General features: G+C 71.7%; 16 protein-coding genes, 2 rRNA genes and 1 pseudogene (1 of these 19 only partly in view). 1 reads left to right on the forward strand and 18 read right to left on the reverse strand.

What is annotated here, in order from left to right; translation table 11 throughout:
- Nucleotides 1–158: 158 nt before the first annotated feature.
- From OSR43_RS11680 to OSR43_RS11750, 15 genes and pseudogenes are all read right to left on the reverse strand, one after another.
- Nucleotides 159–449 carry a GNAT family N-acetyltransferase gene (locus OSR43_RS11680; protein WP_302266728.1) on the reverse strand — a complete coding sequence of 97 codons (291 nt, stop codon included), beginning with the start codon at nt 447–449 and terminating at the stop codon, nt 159–161.
- A 19-nt stretch (nt 450–468) separates the two neighbouring features.
- Nucleotides 469–2,325, reverse strand: coding sequence for a glycoside hydrolase family 15 protein (locus tag OSR43_RS11685; RefSeq protein WP_302266729.1), 1,857 nt, complete (start codon nt 2,323–2,325; stop codon nt 469–471).
- On the reverse strand, nt 2,318–3,718 hold the full coding sequence (gene zwf / locus OSR43_RS11690) for a glucose-6-phosphate dehydrogenase (protein WP_302266730.1): 1,401 nt from the start codon (nt 3,716–3,718) through the stop codon (nt 2,318–2,320). Before zwf ends, OSR43_RS11685 begins: the two co-directional genes overlap by 8 nt.
- 51 nt (nt 3,719–3,769) lie before the next feature.
- Entirely contained in the window at nt 3,770–6,364 is a 2,595-nt protein-coding gene (locus OSR43_RS11695) for an RNA helicase (protein WP_302266731.1), read from the reverse strand.
- Nucleotides 6,364–7,281: pseudogene (gene xerD / locus OSR43_RS11700) on the reverse strand (site-specific tyrosine recombinase XerD); the annotation flags it as partial. The gene OSR43_RS11695 and the pseudogene xerD, both read right to left, overlap by 1 nt.
- 80 nt (nt 7,282–7,361) lie before the next feature.
- Complete coding sequence (gene ald, locus OSR43_RS11705; protein WP_302266732.1) at nt 7,362–8,477, reverse strand: alanine dehydrogenase; 1,116 nt, start codon at nt 8,475–8,477, stop codon at nt 7,362–7,364.
- Nucleotides 8,478–8,562: 85 nt separating this feature from the next.
- Nucleotides 8,563–9,180: an NUDIX domain-containing protein gene (locus OSR43_RS11710; protein ID WP_302266733.1), complete on the reverse strand. Its 618-nt coding sequence runs from the start codon at nt 9,178–9,180 to the stop codon at nt 8,563–8,565.
- Between the two features lie 106 nt (nt 9,181–9,286).
- The gene (locus OSR43_RS11715) at nt 9,287–10,984 is read right to left on the reverse strand and encodes a CTP synthase (protein WP_302266734.1); all 1,698 of its coding nucleotides are present in this window, start codon (nt 10,982–10,984) and stop codon (nt 9,287–9,289) included.
- Between the two features lie 31 nt (nt 10,985–11,015).
- Nucleotides 11,016–11,909 carry a copper transporter gene (locus OSR43_RS11720; protein WP_302266735.1) on the reverse strand — a complete coding sequence of 298 codons (894 nt, stop codon included), beginning with the start codon at nt 11,907–11,909 and terminating at the stop codon, nt 11,016–11,018.
- Entirely contained in the window at nt 11,906–13,090 is a 1,185-nt protein-coding gene (gene steA, locus OSR43_RS11725; protein WP_302266736.1) for a putative cytokinetic ring protein SteA, read from the reverse strand. The genes OSR43_RS11720 and steA overlap by 4 nt, the downstream gene beginning before the upstream one ends.
- Before the next feature lie 109 nt (nt 13,091–13,199).
- The gene (gene recN / locus OSR43_RS11730; protein ID WP_302266737.1) at nt 13,200–14,966 is read right to left on the reverse strand and encodes a DNA repair protein RecN; all 1,767 of its coding nucleotides are present in this window, start codon (nt 14,964–14,966) and stop codon (nt 13,200–13,202) included.
- 1 nt (nt 14,967) lies between these two features.
- Nucleotides 14,968–15,912: an NAD kinase gene (locus tag OSR43_RS11735; RefSeq protein WP_302266738.1), complete on the reverse strand. Its 945-nt coding sequence runs from the start codon at nt 15,910–15,912 to the stop codon at nt 14,968–14,970.
- Nucleotides 15,909–16,748, reverse strand: a complete 840-nt coding sequence (locus OSR43_RS11740; protein WP_302266739.1) for a TlyA family RNA methyltransferase — start codon at nt 16,746–16,748, stop codon at nt 15,909–15,911. The genes OSR43_RS11735 and OSR43_RS11740 overlap by 4 nt, the downstream gene beginning before the upstream one ends.
- Before the next feature lie 7 nt (nt 16,749–16,755).
- A complete protein-coding gene (locus OSR43_RS11745; protein ID WP_302266740.1) occupies nt 16,756–16,986 on the reverse strand; it encodes a hypothetical protein in 231 nt (76 codons plus the stop codon).
- Between the two features lie 10 nt (nt 16,987–16,996).
- Nucleotides 16,997–18,007, reverse strand: coding sequence for an HAD-IIA family hydrolase (locus OSR43_RS11750; RefSeq protein WP_302266741.1), 1,011 nt, complete (start codon nt 18,005–18,007; stop codon nt 16,997–16,999).
- A 47-nt stretch (nt 18,008–18,054) separates the two neighbouring features.
- Here OSR43_RS11750 and OSR43_RS11755 point away from each other — a divergent pair, with 47 nt between their 5' ends.
- Complete coding sequence (locus OSR43_RS11755; protein WP_302266742.1) at nt 18,055–19,179, forward strand: DUF1015 family protein; 1,125 nt, start codon at nt 18,055–18,057, stop codon at nt 19,177–19,179.
- Here OSR43_RS11755 and OSR43_RS11760 read toward each other — a convergent pair.
- The 3 genes from OSR43_RS11760 to OSR43_RS11770 all read right to left on the reverse strand — a co-directional run.
- A complete protein-coding gene (locus OSR43_RS11760; RefSeq protein WP_302266743.1) occupies nt 19,154–19,531 on the reverse strand; it encodes a single-stranded DNA-binding protein in 378 nt (125 codons plus the stop codon). The two genes, OSR43_RS11755 and OSR43_RS11760, sit on opposite strands and share 26 nt — an antisense overlap.
- 192 nt (nt 19,532–19,723) lie before the next feature.
- Nucleotides 19,724–19,840 (reverse strand): 5S ribosomal RNA (gene rrf, locus OSR43_RS11765).
- Nucleotides 19,841–19,997: 157 nt separating this feature from the next.
- Nucleotides 19,998–22,193: ribosomal RNA gene (locus OSR43_RS11770) — 23S ribosomal RNA — on the reverse strand (it continues 945 nt past the right edge of the window).

A 22,193-nucleotide genomic window follows, 5' to 3' on the forward strand; every position in this document is an offset into this window, starting at 1 on the left:
GACCGCTCTCCGACGCGCAACAACACGACGGCGCAATCCCCCAGGCACCGGCCCGGATCTGTGCACGACGTGTGCACGGGGTCCCGCTCAGGTGCACAGGCGGGGCGCCTCCTGTGCACTTTCCTGTGGAGGACGACCGCCGCCACCGGCGGCCCGGATCAGGCGAGGAGGTCCTGGTAGTCGGGGTGCTTGTCGATCCAGCCCGCGATGAACGAGCACTGCGCGACGACCTTCGCCGACCCCTCGCCGCGCACGTCGTCCAGCGCCGCCCGGGCGAGCGCCGAGCCGACCCCGCGGCCCTCGAAGTCCTCGTCGACGACGGTGTGGGTGAAGGTGACGGTGTCGCCGTCGCGGTGGTACTCGGCGTACCCGGCGAGCCGGCCGTCCAGCTCGGCCACCCACCGGTGCTCGCTCGTGTCGTTGCGGACCTGGGGCGTCTCGTCGCTCATGGCGCCACCGTACGTCGCGTCAGCCGAGCGCCTCGTCGAGGTTGGTGGCCGCGCTGATCAGCGAGAGGTGGGTGAAGGCCTGCGGGAAGTTGCCCAGCTGCTCGCCGGTGAGGCCGACCTGCTCGCCGTAGAGGCCGAGGTGGTTGGCGTAGGTGAACATCTTCTCCAGCGCCAGCCGCGCGTCGTCGAGCCGGCCGGCGCGCGTCAGCGCCTCGACGTACCAGAACGAGCACATCGAGAACGTCCCCTCCTCGCCGTCGACGCCGTCGTCGGTCGCCTCCGGCTCGTAGCGGAAGACGAGGGTGTCGGAGACGAGCCGCTCCTCGACCACCGCGAGGGAGGACAGGAAGCGCGGGTCGTTCGGCGCGACGAACTTCACCATGGGCATGAGCAGCACGCTCGCGTCGACGGTCGAGGCGCCCTCGTGGGCGACGAAGGAGCCCAGGTCGGGGTCCCACGCGTGGTCCATGATCCGGCGGTAGATCGCGTCGCGGACCTCCGCCCACTCGGCCAGCTCGCCGGGGAGCCCGCGCTGGCGGGCGGTGCGCATCATCCGCTCGACCGCCACCCAGCACATCAGGCGGGAGACGGTGTGCTTCTGCGGCTCGCCCCGGACCTCCCACATCCCGGCGTCCTCGCGGTCCCAGTTCTCCATCACCCACGACAGCAGCCGGGTGAGGTCGGCCCACGCGTCGTGGCTGATCCCGGGGCCGTACTTGTTGAACAGGTAGACGGAGTCGAAGAGCTCGCCGTAGATGTCGAGCTGCAGCTGTCCGGTCGCGGCGTTGCCCGCCCGCACCGGCGCGGAGTCGCGGTAGCCGCGCAGGTGGCCCAGCTCGCGCTCCTGCGGCACGTTGCCGTCGATGTCGTAGGCCACCCGCAGCGGTCCGGTCTCGGGATCGACCTCGGCGTCCTCGCCGATCCGCTCGGAGAGCCACGCCATGAACCGGGCGGCCTCCTCGGTGAAGCCCAGCTTCAGCAGCGCGTAGAGGCTGAACGCGGCGTCGCGGATCCACACGTAGCGGTAGTCCCAGTTGCGGGTGCCGCCGATCTCCTCCGGGAGGCTGGTCGTCGGGGCCGCGATGATGGCGCCGGACGGCTCGTGGGTGAGCAGCTTCAGGGTGAGCGCGGAGCGGTTGACCATCTCCCGCCAGCGCCCGACGTACGTCGACTGCGAGAGCCAGCCGCGCCAGAAGGAGGAGGTCGCCTCGAACAGCTCGTCGGTGTCCAGCCGCTCCCCCGGGTGCACCTCGCCGCCCTCCTCGAGCACCTCGAGCACGAACAGCACGTGCTCGCCCGAGGACACCTCGACCTCGGCGCTGACCGTGCCGTCGACGACCTCCAGGCCCGTGGTGGCCGACAACCCCAGGCGCACCCCGTCGCCGGTCACCAGGAGGCCACCCTCGACCTCGGTGACCTCGGCCGCCGCCCGGCCGTAGTCGGGCCGCGCCTCGAGCACCATCCGCAGCCGGCTGGTCCCCCGCACGCCCGCCACGCGACGTACGACGCGCTGCCGGTGGTCGGGGTCGTCGGCGCGCAGCACCGGCATGAAGTCGTGGACCTCCACGACCCCCTCCTCGGTGTGGAACCGGGTGATCAGGATCGTGGTGTCGGGCAGGTAGAACTGGTGGGTCGTGGTGGTCCCGCCGACCGGCTCGATCCGCCACGAGCCCGCGTCGGGGTCCAGCAGGGCGCCGAAGACGCTCGGGGAGTCGAAGCGCGGCGCGCAGAGCCAGTCGATCGTGGCGTGGGCGTCGACCAGCGCGCACGTGCGCAGGTCGCCGATCAGCCCGTGGTCGGCGATGGGCGGGTACGTCGGTCCCCGGTCCGGGCGGTCTGGCTGGTCGGGCTGGTCGCGCTCGGGCGGGTCAGCCACCGAGCCGCCAGCCGCCCTCGGCCAGCGCGAGCGCGGCGTCGGGGCCCCACGAGCCCTGCTCGTAGGACTGCAGCGCCGGCGGGTCGTCCAGCAGCGGCTGGCAGACCTCCCAGAGCCGGTCGACCTCGTCGGCGCGGGTGAAGAGCATCTGGTCGCCCCGCATCACGTCCAGCAGCAGCCGCTCGTAGGCCTCGAGCGGCTCGGCGTCGGGGAACTCGCGCTCGAGGTCGAGCCGCATCGTCGCCGCACAGACGACCATCTCCGGGCCCGGGCGCTTCGCGCGCACGTCGACCTTGACCTCGGGCTCGTCGGTGAGCTCGAAGACCAGCTCGTGCGGGCAGGCCACCTGCTCGAAGAGCTGCTCGTCGGGCTCGCGGAACCGCAGCGTGATGGTGCGTCGTCCCTCGGCCAGGGCCTTGCCGGTGCGCAGGTAGAACGGCACCCCGCGCCACCGGTCGTTGTCGACGCGGGCCTCGAGCGCCACGAACGTCTCGACCTGGGAGTCGTCGTCGACGTCCTCCTCGTCCCGGTAGCCGGCGTACTGGCCGAAGACGGCACGACCCGGGTCGAGCGGCTGGAGCGACCGGAAGACCTCGGACTTGGCGTCGCGCAGGGCCTCGGCGCTGAAGTCGCGGGGGCGGTCCATGGCGACGAAGCCGAGCAGCTGGCACAGGTGGGTCGAGATCATGTCGCGCAGGCAGCCGGTGCCCTCGTAGAACCCGCCCCGCCCCTCGAGGCCGAGCGCCTCGGGCACGTCGATCTGCACCGAGGCGACGTCGCGGGCGCACCACGCCGCCTCGAGCAGCCGGTTGGCGAAGCGCAGCGCGAGGATGTCCTGCACCGCCTCCTTGCCCAGGAAGTGGTCGATGCGGAAGATCGCGTCCTCCTCGACGACCTCCTTGAGGGTGCGGTCGAGCTCCCGGGAGGACTCCAGGCCCAGCCCGAAGGGCTTCTCGACCACCAGGCGGGCCCGCTCGGCGATCCCCTCGCGCCCGAGCATCCCGACCATGCCCTGCATCGCCGACGGCGGCACCGAGAGGTAGACGAGGCGACGGACGCCGTCACCCAGCTCCTGCTCGGCGTCACGCACGGCGGCGGCGAGGTCCGAGCCGTCGTCAGCCGACGAGGCCGTGAACGACACCCGGCCGACCAGGTCCTCGAGGGTCCCCTCGTCCACCTCGTCGAGGCTGCCCCGGACGGCGTCGCGCACCAGGTCCTGGAACTCCTCGCGCGAGTCCGGCGCGTGCCGGCCGCTGCCGATGACGGCGTACGACGCGGGGAGCCGGCCGGCGGCCGCGAGCCGGTAGAGGCCCGGGTACAGCTTGCGCTTGGCGAGGTCGCCCCGCGCGCCGAAGAGCACGAGGACGTGGGGCTGCAGGTGGTTCTCGGTCACACCCCCCGTTTGCCTGCGGCCCCCTGGACCAAACCCGGGCCCCGGGGCCGGCTACCCGCCGAGCCGGTGGAAGGCCCGGGTCCGCAGCACCAGCTCACCGGCCTCGTCGGAGGCGTCGAGGTCGACCACCGCGTCGACGACCCAGTCGTGGTGGTCCTCGGGGTCGTGCAGCGTCTGGCGCACGTGCCAGGTGCGACCCTCCTGCGGGTCGCCGGGCCGGGTCTCCAGCAGCTGGGGACCCCGCGCGTCGGCGTCGAGCAGGACGGTGTCGTGCTCGGCGTAGTAGGCCTCGATCGCCTGGTCCCAGGCCGAGCGGGTCATCACCACCTCCGCGGGCGGGTCGGTCCGGTCGGCGTCGGCGCGCTCCATGGTCATGAGGCCGTCGAGGTCGTCGCGGGCGACCAGCTCGACCCGGCGCCACATCGCGTTGCGGACCATCACGCGGAAGGCCCGGTCCTGCTTGGAGATCGGCCGGGGCGGAGGCGGCGGGGCGTGCTCGGCCACGTCGCGGCGTACGTGCGCGGGGTCGTTGAGCGCCTCCCACTCGTCGAGCAGCGAGGAGTCGGTCTGGCGCACCGTCTCCCCCAGCCACTCCAGGAGGTCCTCGAGCTCGGGGGTGCGGTGGCTCTCGGGGACGGTGTGGCGCAGCGTCCGGTAGGCGTCGGTGAGGTAGCGCAGCACGAGCCCCTCGGAGCGGGCCAGCTGGTAGCGGGAGACGAAGTCGGTGAAGGTCATGCCCTGCTCGTACATCTCGCGCACGATCGACTTCGGTGCCAGCGACTCGCTCTGCTCGACCGGTGGGAGCCAGGGGTGGCCCTCCCGGTAGAGCTCGTAGGCCGCCTCCAGCAGCTCGCGCAGCGGCTGGGGCCAGGTGATCTCCTCCAGCAGCGCCATCCGCTCGTCGTACTCCAGCCCGTCGGCCTTCATCTCCGCGACGGCCTCCCCGCGGGCGGCGTGCTGCTGGGCGAAGAGGATCTGCCGGGGCGCCTCGAGGACGGCCTCGACGACGGAGACGATGTCGAGGGTGTGCTCCTCGGCCTCGGGGTCGAGCACGTCGAGCGCGGCCAGCGCGAAGTGGGCGAGCGGCTGGTTGAGCGCGAAGTCCGGCGGCAGGTCCACGGTGAGGACGTAGCGACGACCGTGCTCGTCGGGCTCGTCGAGCCGGGTGATCACGCCGGAGCGGACCAGGCTCCGGGCCAGGCGTACGGCACGCCGGCTCAGCCGCAGCTGGCTGCGCCGGTCCTCGTGGTTGTCCTGGACCAGGCGCCGCAGCACGGGGAAGGCGTCCTCCTCGCGGGCGAGGACGTTGATGAGCATGGCGTTGTCGACCTTCATCCGGCTGGTCAACGGCTCGGGCGTGCCGGCGACGAGCTTCTCGTAGGTCTGCTCGGTCCACACCACCGCGCCCTCGGGCGCCTTCCTCAGCTGCGCCTTGGACTTGCGCTTGGCGCGCTTCTCCTCGCTCATCGCGGCGTTCTTGGCCTCGGCCTTGGCCTTGGCCTTCTCGTTCTCGATGACGTGCTCGGGCGCCTGCACCACGACGTACCCGACGGTGTCGTAGCCGGCCCGGCCGGCGCGCCCGGCGATCTGCAGGAACTCGCGCGAGCGCAGCACCCGCTGCCGGGTGCCGTCGAACTTCGCCAGCCCGGTGAAGAGCACGGTGCGGATGGGGACGTTGATGCCGACGCCGAGGGTGTCGGTGCCGCAGATGACCGTCAGCAGGCCTGCCTGGGCCAGCTGCTCGACCAGGCGCCGGTAGCGCGGCAGCATGCCGGCGTGGTGGACGCCGATGCCGCGCTTGAGGAGCTTGGCGAGGGTCTTGCCGAAGCCGGCACCGAACCGGAAGCCGGCGAGCCGCTCGGCCAGCGCCTCCTTGTCGGAGCTCTCGATCCTCTTGGCGGCCAGCAGCGAGGTGGCGTGCTCGACGGCCGCGGCCTGGGTGAAGTGCACGACGTACACCGGCGCCTGGCCGGTCGTGACCAGCTCCTCGAGCTGCTCGGCCATCGGGGTCAGCGACCAGCTGGGGTGCAGCGGCACCGGACGCTCGGCCTGGTCGACCACCGCGGTCTCGCGGCCGTTGCGCCGGGTCAGGTCGGAGGCGAGCTCGGTGACGTCCCCGAGGGTCGCCGACATGAGCAGGAACTGCGCCTGGGGCAGCTCGAGCAGCGGCACCTGCCAGGCCCAGCCGCGCTGCGGGTCGGCGTAGTAGTGGAACTCGTCCATGACCACGAGCCCCACGTCGGCGCGGGTGCCCTCGCGCAGAGCGAGGTTCGCGAGCACCTCGGCGGTGCAGCAGATGATCGGGGCGTCGGGGTTGACCGACGCGTCGCCGGTGAGCATGCCGACGTCGTCGGCGCCGAAGACCTCGCAGAGGGCGAAGAACTTCTCGCTGACCAGCGCCTTGATCGGCGCGGTGTAGAAGCTGACCCGGTCCGTGGCGAGCGCCGCGGCGTGCGCGCCGACCGCCACCAGCGACTTGCCGGAGCCCGTCGGCGTGGCCAGCACGACGTTGCTGCCGCCGAGCAGCTCGATGAGGGCCTCGTCCTGGTGCGGGTACATCTCGAGCCCCTGGGACTCCACCCACCCGCTCAGGGCGTCGTAGACCTCGTCGGGGTCGGAGGTGGTCGGTACCTCGAGCCGCGCCATCAGTCGCGGGCTCGGGGATGGGCGGTCGCGAAGACCTCACGCAGGTTGTCCACGGTGACCAGTGTGTAGACCTGGGTGGTGGTGACCGACGCGTGCCCCAGGAGCTCCTGCACGACACGCACGTCGGCGCCCCCGTCGAGCAGGTGCGTGGCGAAGGAGTGGCGCAACGTGTGGGGCGAGACGTCCCTGGTCACGCCGGCCCGTTCGGCGGCCTTGACGAGCACCGCCCACGCCGACTGGCGGGAGAGCCGGCCGCCTCGCGCGTTGAGGAAGAGCGCGCCGCCGTTGCCGGTCGGCGACGTGGCCTGCGCCAGCTCGGGGCGGCCGCGCACGAGGTAGGCGTCGACGGCCTCGCGGGCGTAGGACCCGACCGGCACCAGCCGCTCCTTGCTGCCCTTGCCGCGCAGGAGCACCGTCCCGTCGACGCCGTCGAGGTCGTCGACGTCGAGGCCGACGGCCTCGGAGATGCGCGCCCCGGTGCCGTAGAGCACCTCGAGCAGTGCCCGGTCGCGCAGCGCCAGGGCGGTCCCGGGCGCACCGGCCGCCTCCAGGATCGCCTCCACGTCCGCGAGCGGCAGCGCCTTGGGCAGGCGCTTGGCCGGCGTCGGCGGCTTGACCGCGCTGGCCGGGTCGACCTCGGCCAGTCCGTCGGCCACCGCGAACTTGTGGAAGCCGCGCACGGCGACGACCGTCCGCGCCGCCGAGGTCGAGCTGAGCGGCGGGTGGTCCGCGTCGCCCTCGCGCAGGCGCGCCAGGAAGCCCGAGACCGTCGACTCGCTGACCCCGGCGAGGTCGGTGACCCCCTCGGTGTCGAGGTGCTCGAGGTACCGGCGCAGGTCCCGGCGGTACGACGAGAGCGTGTTCGCCGCGAGGCCCCGCTCGACCGCCAGGTGGTCGAGGTAGGTGCGGACCGCCCGCGCGACCGCACTCGCCCGCTGCCGTCCCGGGTGCTGCTCCGGGTGCTCCTGCTGCTCCCGCTGCTCCCTCTGCGTGGTGCTCAGGCCAGCACCTCGTCGAGCGCGACCGCGTCGATCCCGACGGCCTCCCCGACCGGGGCGTTGGTCAGCTGCCCCGCACGGGTGTTCAGGCCCAGCGCGAGCGAGGCGTCCTCCCGGCACGCCCGCGCCCAACCCTTGTCGGCCAGCGCCACGACGTAGGGCAACGTCGCGTTGGTCAACGCATACGTCGAGGTGTTCGGCACCGCCCCCGGCATGTTCGCCACGCAGTAGAACGTCGACCCGTGCACCTGGTACGTCGGGTCCGCGTGCGTCGTGGGCCGGGTGTCCTCGAAGCACCCACCCTGGTCCACCGCGATGTCGACCAGCACCGAACCCGGCTTCATCCGCGAGACCAGCTCGTTGGTCACCAGCTTCGGCGCCGCCGCACCCGGGATCAGCACCGCACCGATCACCAGGTCGGCCTCGGTCACCTGCTGCTCGATCGCCAGCTTCGAGGACGCCAACCCGTGCACCCGGTTGTTGTAGCGCCAGAACGACATCCGCAGCTTGTCCAGGTCGGTGTCGAGCAGCGTCACGTCCGCACCCATGCCCAACGCGATGTTCGCGGCGTTCTGCCCGCTCACACCGGCACCGATGATGACGACCTTCGCGTTCGCCACACCACCGACACCACCCATCAGCACCCCACGGCCACCCTCGGCCTTGAGCAGGCTGTAGGCACCGACCTGCGGGGCCAGGCAACCCGCGACCTCCGACATCGGGTACAGCAACGGCAGCCCGCCCGAGGGCAGCTGCACCGTCTCGTAGGCGATGCCGGTGACCTTGGCGGCCAACAGCTGCTCGGTCAACGGCTTGTCGGCCGCCAGGTGCAGGTAGGTGAACAACGTCAGGTCCTCGCGCAACCGGTGGTACTCCTCGGCCACCGGCTCCTTGACCTTCAGCACCATCTCCGCCGCACCCCAGGTCTCGTCGGCGTCCCCGACGATCCTCGCGCCCGCCGCGACGTACTCCTCGTCCGGGATCGACGACCCCACACCTGCACCCGCCTCGACCAGCACCTCGTGGCCGTGCGCGACGAGCTCGTGCACCCCGATCGGCGTGATCGCGACGCGGTACTCGTGGTTCTTGACTTCCTTCGGGACACCGACCTTCACGGGCGTGGGTTCCTGTCTGCTCCGGGGACGCCGCCACACCGTTGTGGCGACGCCGCGACCCTACCGCTCGGAGGTGTCACACAGGTCACAGTGCGGAGTCGTTCTCGGCCCCGGGGACGAGCCCCTTCGCCTCGGCCAGGAGCACCGCCTGCACGAGCGGACCGTCGCCGACCCGGCCCTCCAGCACCGCGTCCCGCAGTTCGGCGAACGGCACCCAGAAGGTCTCCATGTCGGCCTCCTCGTGCTCCAGCACGAAGTCCCCCCGGTCGACGGTGCTCAGGCCGCGGGCGAGGAAGAGGTGCATGACCTCCGCGGAGATCCCAGGCGAGGACCATGTCGTCGCCAGGTGCGTCCAGTCCTCCGCCTCCAGCAGCGCCTCCTCGCGCAGCTCGCGGCGGGCGACGTCGAGCGGCTCCTCCTCGGCCGGGCCGTCCAGCAGCCCCGCGGGGAGCTCGACGAACCGGCGGCCGGCGGCGTGGCGGTACTGCGCCAGGCACAGGACGCGGTCGCCGTCGTCGAGAGCCAGCACGATCACCGCGCCGGGGTGCTCCAGCACCAGCCGCCGGAACGGCTCCTCGCCATCGGCCCCTGCGCGGCGTACCTGGTCGGCGCGGAGCGAGACCACCCAGTCGCCCTCGTAGAGGTAGCTGCTCTCGGTCACCGACCACCGCTCGGGGCGGTCCTCCAGCGGGTGCGTCGACATGCCGGCGACGGTACCCAGCCCCCTCCGGACCGGCGCCCACCAGGTCGCGTCGGCCGCACCGCGGACCGGGAGACCACTCCCCCGGCCGCCGTGGCGGGCCGGCGGGTCAGGCCTCGACCGATGCCTCGGCGGGCGCGTCCACGTCGATCGGGAACCGCAACTCGCGCTGCCGCTCGATCGCCGCGCCGACCAGGCCCGCGAAGAGCGGGTGGGGGCGCGTCGGGCGCGAGCGCAGCTCGGGGTGGGCCTGGGTGGAGACGTAGAACGGGTGCACCTCACGGGGCAGCTCGACGAACTCCACGAGGTCCAGCTCGGGGTTGGTGCCGGAGAACACGAGCCCGGCGTCCTGCAGCTGCTGGCGGTAGGCGTTGTTGACCTCGTAGCGGTGGCGGTGCCGCTCCTGGATCTCCGTGGCGCCGTAGAGCTCGCGGACGATCGAGCCGTCGGCCAGGCGCGCGGGGTAGAGCCCGAGCCGCATGGTGCCGCCCAGGTCGCCGGCGCCCTCGACGTACTCCTTCTGCTCGGCCATCGTGGCGATGACCGGCTCGGCGGTGCCGGGGTCGAACTCGGTGGAGTCGGCCTTCTCGAGACCGCCGACGTTGCGGGAGTACTCGATCACCATGCACTGCAGACCCAGGCACAGGCCGAGGGTCGGGATCCCGTGCGTGCGGGCGTACGTCAGCGCGCCGACCTTGCCCTCGAGGCCGCGGATGCCGAAGCCGCCGGGGACGCAGATCGCGTCGACGTCGCTGAGGTGCCGCTGCTGACCGGCCAGCGTCTGGCACCCGTCGGAGGGCACCCAGCGCAGGTTGACCTTCGCCTCGTGCGCGAAGCCGCCGGCGCGCAGCGCCTCGGCGACCGAGAGGTAGGCGTCGGGCAGGTCGATGTACTTGCCGACGAGCGCAACCGTGACCTCCTCGCGGGGGTGGTGCACCCGGCGCAGCAGGTCGTCCCACGCCGTCCAGTCGACGTCGCGGAAAGGGAGGTCGAGGCGCCGCACGAGGTAGGCGTCGAGGCCCTCACGGTGCAGGACCTTGGGGATGTCGTAGATCGAGGGGGCGTCGGCGCAGGTGACGACCGCCTCCTCGTCGACGTCGCACATGAGCGCGATCTTCTTCTTGATGCTCTCGGGCAGCTCGCGGTCGGCGCGGCAGACGACGGCGTCCGGCTGGATGCCGACCTGGCGGAGCGCGGCGACCGAGTGCTGGGTCGGCTTGGTCTTCAGCTCGCCCGAGGGACCGATGTAGGGCACCAGCGAGACGTGGATGAAGAAGCAGTTGTCGCGGCCGACGTCGTGCCGGACCTGTCGGGCGGCCTCCAGGAACGGCAGCGACTCGATGTCGCCGACCGTGCCGCCCACCTCGGTGATGACCACGTCGACGGCGTCGTCGCCCTCGCCGGCCATGGCGCGGATGCGGTCCTTGATCTCGTTGGTGATGTGCGGGATCACCTGGACGGTGTCACCGAGGTAGTCGCCGCGGCGCTCCTTGGCGATGACGCTGGAGTAGACCTGCCCGGTGGTGACGTTGGCGATCTGGTTGAGGTCGGTGTCGAGGAAGCGTTCGTAGTGACCGATGTCGAGGTCGGTCTCCGCACCGTCGTTGGTCACGAAGACCTCGCCGTGCTGGAACGGGTTCATCGTCCCGGGATCGACGTTGAGGTACGGGTCGAGCTTCTGCATCGTCACGCGCAGTCCGCGCGAGCGGAGCAGCCGACCGAGGCTGGAGGCCGTCAGACCCTTGCCCAGCGAGGAGGCGACGCCTCCGGTCACGAACACGTGCTTGGTGGGCGTCGGGTTCTTCACGGGACTCCATGCTATCCCAGGATCGTCCCGGTCAGCCCAACGGCACGGCGCCGTCTGCTCCCGAGGCCCCGAACGCCCCGCCCTCGCCGGACAGACGCCGCAGGACCGCGAGCACCGCGGTGACCTGTCCCAGCGCCGACTCGACCCCGTCGACGGTCGTGACGACGTCGGCGACCGGCTCGCGGCGCAGCGCGGCGAGCACTCCCCCGGTGCGCGCGGAGTCGGTGTCCCCGACCGTCACGACACCCGCGGAGGTCTCGGCGATCCCGCCCAGCAACCCGTCGAGCACCGCGAGCTCGCCCTCGGTCGCCGCGGTGTCCCCGAGCACCGCGAGCACCACCGGCGCGCGCGAGACCTCGCCCTCCGGCGACACCACGAGCTCGGCCGCGGCGAGGCTCTGGCGGACGGTCTCGGCCTCGTCGGTGGCCGGGCTGCCCTCGTCGCCGGTGGTGGCCAGGGCCACGCCGACCAGCTGGCCCATCCGCGCGTACGTCGACGCCTCGGCGTCCACGACGCCCGTGCCGAGGTCAGCGGCGAGCTGGCTGCCCAGCGTGTCGACCAGGGCCTTCTCCGACGCGGCGACCAGCGCGGGCTGCACGTCGTAGCGGCCGGTCACCGACCCGCCGGCGAGCTCGACCTGCTCGGTCAGCCCGGCCACGGTGGTGTCGTCGGCGCCGGGCATCGCGAGCAGCGCGACCGGGCGGTCGGCCAGACCGCCGTCGTAGAGCCGCTCGGCGGCGGACTCGGCGAAGGTGTCGCCGTACCCCGCCGCCAGGCGCGCCTGCTGGGTGACGGTCCGGGCCGGCGCCTGCTGGTCGTCGTCACGGCCGAGCTCGCTGAGCGGCCCGCCGCCCAGGACGACCCCGACGGCGAGCGCGAGGAAGACGGCGACGAGGGAGACGACGTGGTGGCGGTAGGTGATCACGGGAGGAGTCCTTGCAGGGTGTCGGAGAGCTGGTCGGCCCATTCCTGGCCGACGGGGGTCACGCCCACGGCCGCGACGAGGGCGACCAGGCCGGCGAGCATGACCAGGAGCAGGTGGTGGGGGCGCACCCGCCCGGAGTAGAGGTAGGGCACCGCCGTGGCGTCGACCAGCCGGGGCCCGAGCTTGAGGCGGGTGAGGTAGGTGCTGGCGAGGCCGGAGCGCTCGCGGTCCAGGAACTCCTCGAGCGTCGCGTGCATCCCCACGCCGATGACCACCGAGGCGTCCCCGGCGTCGGCGAGCACGAGGGCGGCGTCCTCGGCGGTGGCGTCGGTCTCCATCAGCAGCCCGCGGACCCCGAGCCGGTCCAGCGAGTCGACCGTCTCCTTGCCGTCGGTGCCGCGGCCGGTGCGCACGACGACGTCCCGGGCCGCCTTGAGCGAGCGCGCGGTCGGCACGTCGCCGGGCTCGGCGGCGTCGAGCACGACCACGTCCGCGCGACGACCGGCCTCCCCGACCGTGTCGGCGGAGCGGCCGACGGCGACGATGACCGGCTCCTGCTCGCGCAGGTAGGACCGCAGCCGCCGCAGCTCGGCCTCCACGTCGTGCCCCCCGGCCACGACGACCACCGTCCGGCCGGCGATCCGGGTCGCCGGCGCCGGGACGCCGATGCCGTGCAGGAGCAGGTCCTGCTCGCGGTGGAGGAAGGCGGTGCTGCTGTGGGTGAAGGTCTCGAGCTGGGTGGCCAGGCCCTGCCGGGCCCGGGCGAGGTCCTCGGCCAACCGGTCGGCGTCGACGACCCGGCCGGCGGCGAGCACCCGCGTGCCACCGGCGTCGGTCGCATCGAGCAGCCGGCCCTCGTGCAGCCGCACCGGGCGGCCGTCGGGGATCGCGTCCAGCCCGGCGGCGCCGAGGCCGTCGACCATCGGCACGCCTGCGCGGAGCAGGACGTCGGGACCGAGGTTCGGGTAGCGACCCGAGACCATCGGCGAGGCGTTCACGACCGCGGCGACGTCGGCGGCGACGAGGCGCTGGGCCGTGGCCCGGTCGAGGGCCGGGTGGTCGAGGACGGCGATGTCGCCGGGCCGCAGCCGCGGGATCAGGGATCGGGTACGGCGGTCGGTGCGGGCCGTCCCGACCACCCCGGGCAGGTCGACGGTCTGCTGTCGGGTGGTGAGTCTCATGGCCCGTCCATGGTCACAGGCGCCGCCTGCCCCTCGCCGGACCGTGCCCGGCCGGGCGCGTCGGCGTGGTGGAGGTCACCCGAGCCGCGTCGACCGGTCCGGCGCGACCTCAGGCGAGGGCGCGGGCGGTGGAGGCGACCTCCAGCAGCTCACGGGCGTGGGCGAGCGCCGTGTCGCTCTCGGTCATTCCGGCGAGCATCCGCGAGAGCTCGCGCTCCCGGGCGGAGTCGTCGAGGACGGTGAGCCCGGAGCTGGTCACCGTGCCGTCGCTGGACTTCTCCACCACGACGTGCCGGTCGGCGAAGGCTGCGACCTGGGGCAGGTGGGTGACGACGAGCACCTGGGCCGAGCGCGCGAGCCGGGCCAGCCGGCGGCCGATCTCGACCGCGGCGGTGCCGCCCACCCCGGCGTCGACCTCGTCGAAGACGAACGTCGGCACGGGGCTCGTGCCGGCCAGGGCCACCTCGAGCGCCAGCATGACGCGGGACAGCTCACCACCGGACGCGCCCTTGTGCAGCGGCCGGGGGTCCGACCCGGTGTTGGCCGCGAGCAGCAGCTCGACCTCGTCCACGCCCGACGAGCCGTAGCGCAGGTGGCGGTCATCGACCGGCAGCGGCGCGTGCGGGCCGGCGAGCCCACCCGGGTGGGCGGCGGGGTCGAGCACGGTCTGGCGCACCTCGACACTGATCCTCGCGTGCGGCATCGCCAGCAGCCCGAGCTCGGCGGTGACCTCCTCGGCCAGGCGGCCCGCCGCCTCGGTGCGGGCCACACTGAGGGAGGCCGCGAGCGAGCCCAGCTCGGTGCGCTGCGACTCGCGCTCGGTCCGCAGCTGCTCGATCCGCTCGTCGGTGCCGTCCAGCTCGAGCAGCCGCCGCGACGACGTCTCGGCCCAGGCCAGCACCTCGTCGATCGTCTCGCCGTACTTCCGGGTCAGTGCCGTCAGCGTCGCCCGACGCTCCGAGACCGCGGCCAGCCGGGCCGGGTCGGTCTCGATGCGTGTGGCGTACGACGCGACGTCGGCGGCGACGTCGGAGAGCAGGTAGGTGATCTCCGCCAACCGGTCGGCCAGCTCACCGGCCTCGGCGTCGTGCTCGCGCACGCCCTCGAGCGCGGACCGGGCGGCGGAGACGGTCGCGAGCGCGTCCGGGGAGCCCTGCTCGCTGGACAGCGCCTCGCGAGCGACCTCGGAGGCGGTCCGGAGCGTGTCGGAGAAGCCCAGACGAGTCTCCTCCGCGGCGAGGGTCTCGTCCTCGCCGGGCTCGGGCGAGACCTGCTCGACCTCCTCGAGGCCGAAGCGCAGGAGGTCCGCCTCGCGAGCACGGTCCCGGGCACTGGCGACCACCTCGCCGAGCTCTCGCTCGGTCGCCTCGAGCCGGCGGTAGGTCTCGCGGTAGCGCTCGCGCAGCTCGGTGACCACGGCCCCGCCGAACCGGTCCAGCGCCTCGCGCTGGGCCCGGGGCTGCAGCAGGCGGTGCTGGTCGGACTGCCCGTGGACGGCGACCAGCGGCTCGGCGAGCTCGGCGAGCGTCGCGACCGGGACCGACGCCCCGCCGACGAACGCGCGCGAGCGGCCCTCGGCCGCCACGTTGCGGGCGAGCACCACCCGGTCGTCCTCGACCGCTCCCCCGGCCTCATCGACCGCTGCGGCGAACGACGCCAGCGCACGGGCGTCGACCACGCCCTCGACCCGCGCGGCGCGGGCGCCGGAGCGGACCGCGCCGCTGTCGGCCCGGCCGCCGAGCAGCAGGCCGAGCGCGGTCACGATCATCGTCTTGCCGGCACCGGTCTCGCCGGTGATCACGGTCAGGCCGGGTCCGAGCTCGAGCGTCGAGGAGTCGATGACGCCGAGCGACCCGATGCGGATCTCCTCGAGCACCTCAGACCTCCCGTCGTCGTCGTTCTGCCTGTCCCCGCCAGCCCTCGACCGGCAGGCCGAACTTGGCCACCAGCCGGTCGGTGAACGGCGAGTCGTGCAGCCGCACCAGCCGCACCGGGTGCTCGCCGCGGCGCACCTCGATCCGCGCGCCCGGCGGCAGGTCCACGGTCCGGCGGCCGTCGCACCACAGGACGCCCGCGCCCTCGGTCCGCGCCAGCACCTCGACCGCCAGGACCGAGGTGGGCGCCACGACCAGCGGCCGCGCGAAGAGCGCGTGGGCGCTGATGGGGACCATCAGCAGCGCCTCGACGCCCGGCCACACGACGGGGCCGCCCGCACTGAAGTTGTACGCCGTCGAGCCGGTCGGGGTCGCGCACACCACGCCGTCGCAGCCCCACCGGGACAACGGACGGCCGTCGACCTCGACGACCACCTCGAGCATCCGCTCGCGGGCGGCCTTCTCGACGCTGGCGTCGTTGACCGCGAAGGTGCTGGTGACCAGCTCGCCGTCGCGGAAGACCCGCACGTCGAGGGTCATCCGGTCCTCCGCGACGTACCGCCGCTCGACGACCGCCTCGATCGTGGAGGCCACGTCGTCGACCTCGGCCTCGGCCAGGAACCCCACGTGGCCCAGGTTGACCCCGAGGACCGGCGTCCGGCTGCGGTAGGTGATCTCGGCGGCCCGCAGGATCGTGCCGTCGCCCCCGATGACGACGGCCAGCTCGCAGTCGGCCGCGGCGCCGTCCTCGCCCTCGGCGATCTCGATGCAGGGGTCGTACGCCGTCGGGTCGAGGCCCAGGTCCGCCGCCTCGCCCGCGAGCAGGCGCACCACGATCCCGCTGGCGCTCAGCGCCTTGCAGAACTCGAGCGCCACCTCGCGCGCCTCCTCGCGCCCGGTGTGGGCGAGCATGAGGACGCGCCGGGTCGGCGGCTCGGTCGTGGTCACGGGTCAACCCTCTCACCCGGCACCGACGACGGCGGACCGCCGCGCACGACGCTGTGGACGTCCTCCGCGGTCACCGTGGCCGGGCCGCGGCGCAGCCACAGGAAGAACTCGACGTTGCCCGACGGACCGGGCAACGGGCTGACCGTCACCGCCCGCGCACCCCAGCCGCGCCGCGCCGCCGCGTCGGCGACCGCGAGCACCGCCTCGGCGCGCAGGCCCGGGTCCCGGACCACTCCGCCCTTGCCGACCCGGTCCTTGCCGACCTCGAACTGGGGCTTGACCATCAGCGCCAGGTCGCCGTCCTCGGCCGTCACGCCGAGCAGCGCGTCCAGCACCAGCTCGAGGGAGATGAACGACAGGTCCCCGACGACGAGGTCGACCGGACCGCCGATCAGGTCGACGGTGAGCTCGCGCACGTTGGTGCGGTCGTGCACGACGACGCGCTCGTCCTGCTGCAGCCGCCAGGCGAGCTGGCCGTACCCGACGTCGACGGCCACCACCTGGCCGGCCTCGTGCCGGAGCAGGACGTCGGTGAAGCCGCCGGTCGACGCCCCCGCGTCCAGGCAGCGCCGGCCGGCGACCGCCAGGCCGAGCGGCTCGAACGCCGCGAGGGCACCGGCCAGCTTGTGGCCACCCCGGGAGACGTAGTCGGGGCGGTCGGGGTCGTCCGCGACGACGAGCGCGACGTCGGTGGTCACACCGGTCGCCGCCTTGGTGGCCCGGGCGCCCTGGACGGTGACCCGGCCCGCCGCGATCAGCTCGCTGGCGTGCTCGCGGGAGCGCGCCAGCCCACGGCGGACCAGCTCGGCGTCGAGCCGCAGGCGACGAGGAGGCACGGCGGTCTCAGGCGGGGTCGCCGGCCGGCGGGGCGGCGTCGTCGGCGGGTCCCGGGTCGGCGTCCAGCGCGCGCCGCAGCTCGTCGTGGACGGTCTCGAACACGCCGACGTGCTCCTCGAGCGGGCGCTCCTCGAGCCCCTCGACGGCGGCGATCACCTGGTCCACCCGCTCCACGCCGGTGCGGACGGGCTCGGACGGGCTCGTCCCCTCGGCAGGGAGGTCGGGCTGCTCGCTCATGCGGGCGAGGCTACCTCTCGCCGCCGGTCGCGGGCGGCGTCAGCCCCGAGGCGTCGGGCGGCTCCCCCGTCGTGTCGGCGTGCGCCCAGCCCGCCACCGCCACGGCACGCCACCAGTCACCCGGGGTGCCGTCACCACGCGCCTGCAACCGGCCGTCGACCACCCCCGCGGTCCAGCCGCCCACGACGCACCGGTCCTCGGCCGGCTCCGCGCACGGGTGCGCCTCGAGCAGGCCGGCGAGGTCCGGGGCCAGGTACGTCGGACGCTCCTCGGGCCGCGCGGCGAGCAGCTCGGGCAGGCCGGTCACGCCGGTCAGCACCAGGAGGGAGTCGATCCCCGCAGCACGCGCACCCTCGATGTCGGTGTCGAGCCGGTCGCCCACCATCAACGGTCGCTCGCCACCGACACGACGCACGGTCTCGTCGAGCAGCGGACGCTGCGGCTTGCCGGCCACGACCGGGTCCACCCCGGCGAACCGGCGGACGGTGTCGACCAGCACGCCGTGCCCCGGAGCCGCGCCGTACGCCGTCGGGATGCTCATATCGGTGTTCGACGCCACCCACCACAGGCCGTCGCGGACCCGGACCGACGCCCGCATGATGTCCCGCCACAGCACGTCCGGGCCGTACCCGGTGACCAGCGCCTCGGCCTCGTCCTCCACGCCGACCGGGACCAGCCCCTCGGCCCGTACCGCCTCCTCCAACCCGGCGGCACCGAGCAGGACCACCGAGGCACCCGCGCGAAGTCGCTCGGCGAGCACGCGTGCAGCGGCCTGCGCCGACGTCACGACGTCCTCCGGGCCCGCGGGCACGTCGAGCCGGGTGAGGTGCTCGGCCACGGTCGCGGGCGTGCGGGACGCGTTGTTGGTGATGAACGCCAGGCGCATGCCAGCAGCACGGGCCTGAGCCAGGTGGTCGGGCGCTCCGGGCACCGACTCGCCGCCGACGTACACGACACCGTCGAGGTCGAGCATCGCCAGGTCGTGGGCCTCGACCAGGGCGGTCACCGAGCTGCCGAGCACGCTTGCCTCCTCCGGGCGTCGTTGTCGACGCACCCTACGATGCGTCGATGGACTCCAGCGCAGTGGTGACACCGCCCTACGTGGCGGGTCCCCTGGAGCTCCGACCCTTCGCGGCCCTCCGGCTCGCTCCCCGCCGCGTGGGCGACCCGGCGTCGGCGCGCGCCTTCGCCCGTCCGTACGCCGCCGTGCCGGGCCGGCTCGCCCAGTGGCAGGAGCGCGGGCACCTCACCCGGGACCACGAGCCCGCCCTGTACCTCCACGAGTACACCGCCGGCGGCATCACCGTCCGTGGGCTGGTCGGCGCGCTCGACGTCTCGAGGCGGGCCGGGAGGCCCGAGGACCGAGCGGTCCTCCCCCACGAGGGCATTCACCCCACCCAGGCCGACGAGCTGGCCGACCGGATGGAGCAGATGCGGCTCAACCCGGCACCCATCCTGCTCGTGCACCGCGGCAGCTCCGAGCTGCGCGACCTCCTGACGAGGGTGCAGGCCGAACCGGCGGAGTCGGAGTTCACCGACCGCGCGCAGCAGCAGCACCGGGTCTGGGCGGTGCGCGACCCCGAGCGCCTCCGGGCCGTCGCGACGCAGCTCCGCGGCGCGCGGGCGCTCATCGCCGACGGCCACCACCGGTACGGCGCCTACCTCCGCCTCCAGCGACGCTTCCCCGGCACGGCCCACGACCGCGGGCTGGCCATGCTGGTCGACCAGGACGACACCCCCCTGTTCCTGGGCGCGATCCACCGGACCCTGGCCGGGAGCCACTTCGACGACGTCCGCGCAGCCGCCGACGCGGTCGGCGCCCGGTTCCGCGAGCGTGCGCACCTCGCCGCCGTCGACGCCCTCGCACCCGACACCCTGGTGGTGACCGACGGGCGGCGCTGGGCGTCGCTCCAGGTGACCGTCGACCACTCCCGCCTGCCGGTGGAGGTCCTGCACGAGGACCTGGTGCCGGCGCTCCCGCGGGGCCCGCACCGCATCGGCTACCACCACTCGGCCGAGGACGCGCTGGCCCACGCCTCGCCGCAGGCGGGCACCGCCGTGCTGCTGCCCGCCCCGGGGGTGGAGACCGTCCTGCGGATCGTCGCCGCGGACCGGTTGCTGCCTGAGAAGGCGACGTCCTTCCAGCCCAAGCCGAGCCTCGGGGTCCTCATCCGGTCGCTGCCCGACGGATGAGCCGCACCGCCCGAACCTCGACCTCGGTCCGGGACGCGGCGGCTCCGCCCGCACGGAAGAACCGCCGGCGCAGGCAGCCGGTCACCTCGACGACGTCGCCCACCCGCCAGCCGGCGACGGAACGGCGTGGGCGGGCCGCCCACACCGCGCACTCCAGCGCATCGACGGTCTGCTTCGAGCGGCCGGGGTCCCCCGTGCGCGTCACCGCCAGGCGGAACACCCACACCGCGTCCCCGCTGGGCAGCACCCGCTCGTGCGGAGCGAGCGACACCCGGCCGACCAGCCGCACCTCGTTCACGTGCTCGACGGCGCCCCCGGCAGCGCTGACCTTCTCCTTCGTGCGTGCAGACATTGCACATCACCTCCGGGACCAACGCTCGGTGCCAGCGCCGACGTCCCGACGCTCGACCCGCCTCATCTGTGGACGCTCGAGCCCGAGCCGGCTCGGTGGACGACAACTGGCGCCCGCACGGCATGGGCGAACTCCACTAGGAAATGCAGAACAGCGCCATCCCCGGAGGGATGGCGCTGTTCTTCAAGTGTTGTCCGGCGGCGTCCTACTCTCCCACAACCTCGCGGTTGCAGTACCATCGGCGCTGAAAGGCTTAACTTCCGGGTTCGGGATGGGACCGGGTGTTTCCCTTTCGCTATGGCCGCCGTAACTCTAGCGGTCCACACCCTGGCGTGTTGTCAGCCGGGTGTGGCCAAGCCTCTGTTCACATGTGTCGTGCACCCACTTATCGTGGGGTCGAACTGTGTTCTGGATTCGTGGACGCGAGCACTCATGCAACGTGGTTGTTGTCTTGGTTGAGTGGTTGTGGGACAAGCCCTCGGCCTATTAGTACCGGTCGGCTAGGCATTGCTGCTGTACACCTCCGGCCTATCAACCCAGTGTTCTGCTGGGGGCCTTACCCACATAAGTGGTGGGAAACCTCATCTTGAAACGTGCTTCCCGCTTAGATGCATTCAGCGGTTATCACTTCCGAACGTAGCTAACCAGCCGTGCCCCTGGCGGGACAACTGGCACACCAGAGGTTCGTCCATCCCGGTCCTCTCGTACTAGGGACAGCCTTTCTCAAGTTTCCTGCGCGCGCGGCGGATAGGGACCGAACTGTCTCACGACGTTCTAAACCCAGCTCGCGTGCCGCTTTAATGGGCGAACAGCCCAACCCTTGGGACCTGCTCCAGCCCCAGGATGCGACGAGCCGACATCGAGGTGCCAAACCATCCCGTCGATATGGACTCTTGGGGAAGATCAGCCTGTTATCCCCGGGGTACCTTTTATCCGTTGAGCGACGTCGCTTCCACATGCCGACGCCGGATCACTAGTTCCGACTTTCGTCCCTGCTCGACATGTCTGTCTCACAGTCAAGCTCCCTTGTGCACTTACACTCGCCACCTGATTGCCAACCAGGCTGAGGGAACCTTTGAGCGCCTCCGTTACATTTTAGGAGGCAACCGCCCCAGTTAAACTACCCATCAGGCACTGTCCCTGATCCGGATCACGGACCTAGGTTAGACATCTAGTACGACCAGAGTGGTATTTCAACGATGACTCCACACTCACTGGCGTGAATGCTTCACAGTCTCCCACCTATCCTACACAAGCCGAACCAAACACCAATACCAAACTATAGTAAAGGTCCCGGGGTCTTTCCGTCCTGCCGCGCGTAACGAGCATCTTTACTCGTAGTGCAATTTCGCCGAGTCCACGGTTGAGACAGCGCCCAAGTCGTTACTCCATTCGTGCAGGTCGGAACTTACCCGACAAGGAATTTCGCTACCTTAGGATGGTTATAGTTACCACCGCCGTTTACTGGGGCTTAAGTTCTCCGCTTCGACACACAAGTGCGTCTAACAGGTCCCCTTAACCTTCCAGCACCGGGCAGGAGTCAGTCCGTATACATCGTCTTACAACTTCGCACGGACCTGTGTTTTTAGTAAACAGTCGCTTGGGCCTGGTCTCTGCGGCCGTCACTGCTTCCCCCAGCAAGTGGGATCACAGATCGGGCCCCCCTTCTCCCGAAGTTACGGGGGCATTTTGCCGAGTTCCTTAACCATGGTTCGCTCGATCGCCTTGGTATTCTCTACCTGATCACCTGAGTCGGTTTGGGGTACGGGCGGCGCGTAGCTCGCTAGAGGTTTTTCTCGACAGCATAGGATCACCCACTTCCCCACAATTGGGTCCCCATCAGATCTCAGGATCGACATCAAAGTCAGCAGTACGGATTTACCTACACTGCTCCCTACATCCTTGGCCACGGACAACCATCGCCGTGGTTGGGCTGCCTTCCTGCGTCACCCCATCGCTTGACTACTACCAGCTCGGGTCCCACGCTCCGCCAAGCCCCATCCCCCCGAAGGGTTCAGTAAGCAAGGTTTCGGGTGGTTAGCATCACCAGGTTCGTCATGGGCGCTACTTTGCCGGTACGGGAATATCAACCCGTTGTCCATCGACTACGCCTGTCGGCCTCGCCTTAGGTCCCGACTTACCCAGGGCAGATTAGCTTGACCCTGGAACCCTTGATCATTCGGCGCACGTGTTTCTCACACGTGATTCGCTACTCATGCCTGCATTCTCACTCGTGTCGCGTCCACCCCTGGGTCACCCCGGAGCTTCACTCGCGACACGACGCTCCCCTACCCATCCACACACCTGAACCAACCCAAAAGGCGGCTTAGTTAACGCATGAATGCCATAGCTTCGGCGGATGACTTGAGCCCCGCTACATTGTCGGCGCGGAATCACTTGACCAGTGAGCTATTACGCACTCTTTCAAGGGTGGCTGCTTCCAAGCCAACCTCCTGGTTGTCAATGCGACTCCACATCCTTTTCCACTTAGTCACCGCTTAGGGGCCTTAGCTGATGGTCTGGGCTGTTTCCCTCTCGACTACGGAGCTTATCCCCCGCAGTCTCACTGCTGCGCTCTCACTTACCGGCATTCGGAGTTTGGCTAACGTCAGTAACCTGGTCGGGCCCATCGGCTATCCAGTGCTCTACCTCCGGCAAGAAA

Source organism: Nocardioides sp. Arc9.136, assembly GCF_030506255.1.
Lineage (GTDB): Bacteria > Actinomycetota > Actinomycetes > Propionibacteriales > Nocardioidaceae > Nocardioides.

Bases quoted from the DNA above. Each gene is read 5' to 3' on its own strand.
- OSR43_RS11695 (WP_302266731.1), bottom strand. From the start codon at position 6,364: ATGGCGCGGCTCGAGGTACCGACCACCTCCGACCCCGACGAGGTCTAC.
- OSR43_RS11680 (WP_302266728.1), bottom strand. From the start codon at position 449: ATGAGCGACGAGACGCCCCAGGTCCGCAACGACACGAGCGAGCACCGG.
- OSR43_RS11710 (WP_302266733.1), bottom strand. From the start codon at position 9,180: ATGTCGACGCACCCGCTGGAGGACCGCCCCGAGCGGTGGTCGGTGACC.
- steA (WP_302266736.1), bottom strand. From the start codon at position 13,090: ATGAGACTCACCACCCGACAGCAGACCGTCGACCTGCCCGGGGTGGTC.
- OSR43_RS11760 (WP_302266743.1), bottom strand. From the start codon at position 19,531: ATGTCTGCACGCACGAAGGAGAAGGTCAGCGCTGCCGGGGGCGCCGTC.
- OSR43_RS11745 (WP_302266740.1), bottom strand. From the start codon at position 16,986: ATGAGCGAGCAGCCCGACCTCCCTGCCGAGGGGACGAGCCCGTCCGAG.
- OSR43_RS11755 (WP_302266742.1), top strand. From the start codon at position 18,055: ATGGACTCCAGCGCAGTGGTGACACCGCCCTACGTGGCGGGTCCCCTG.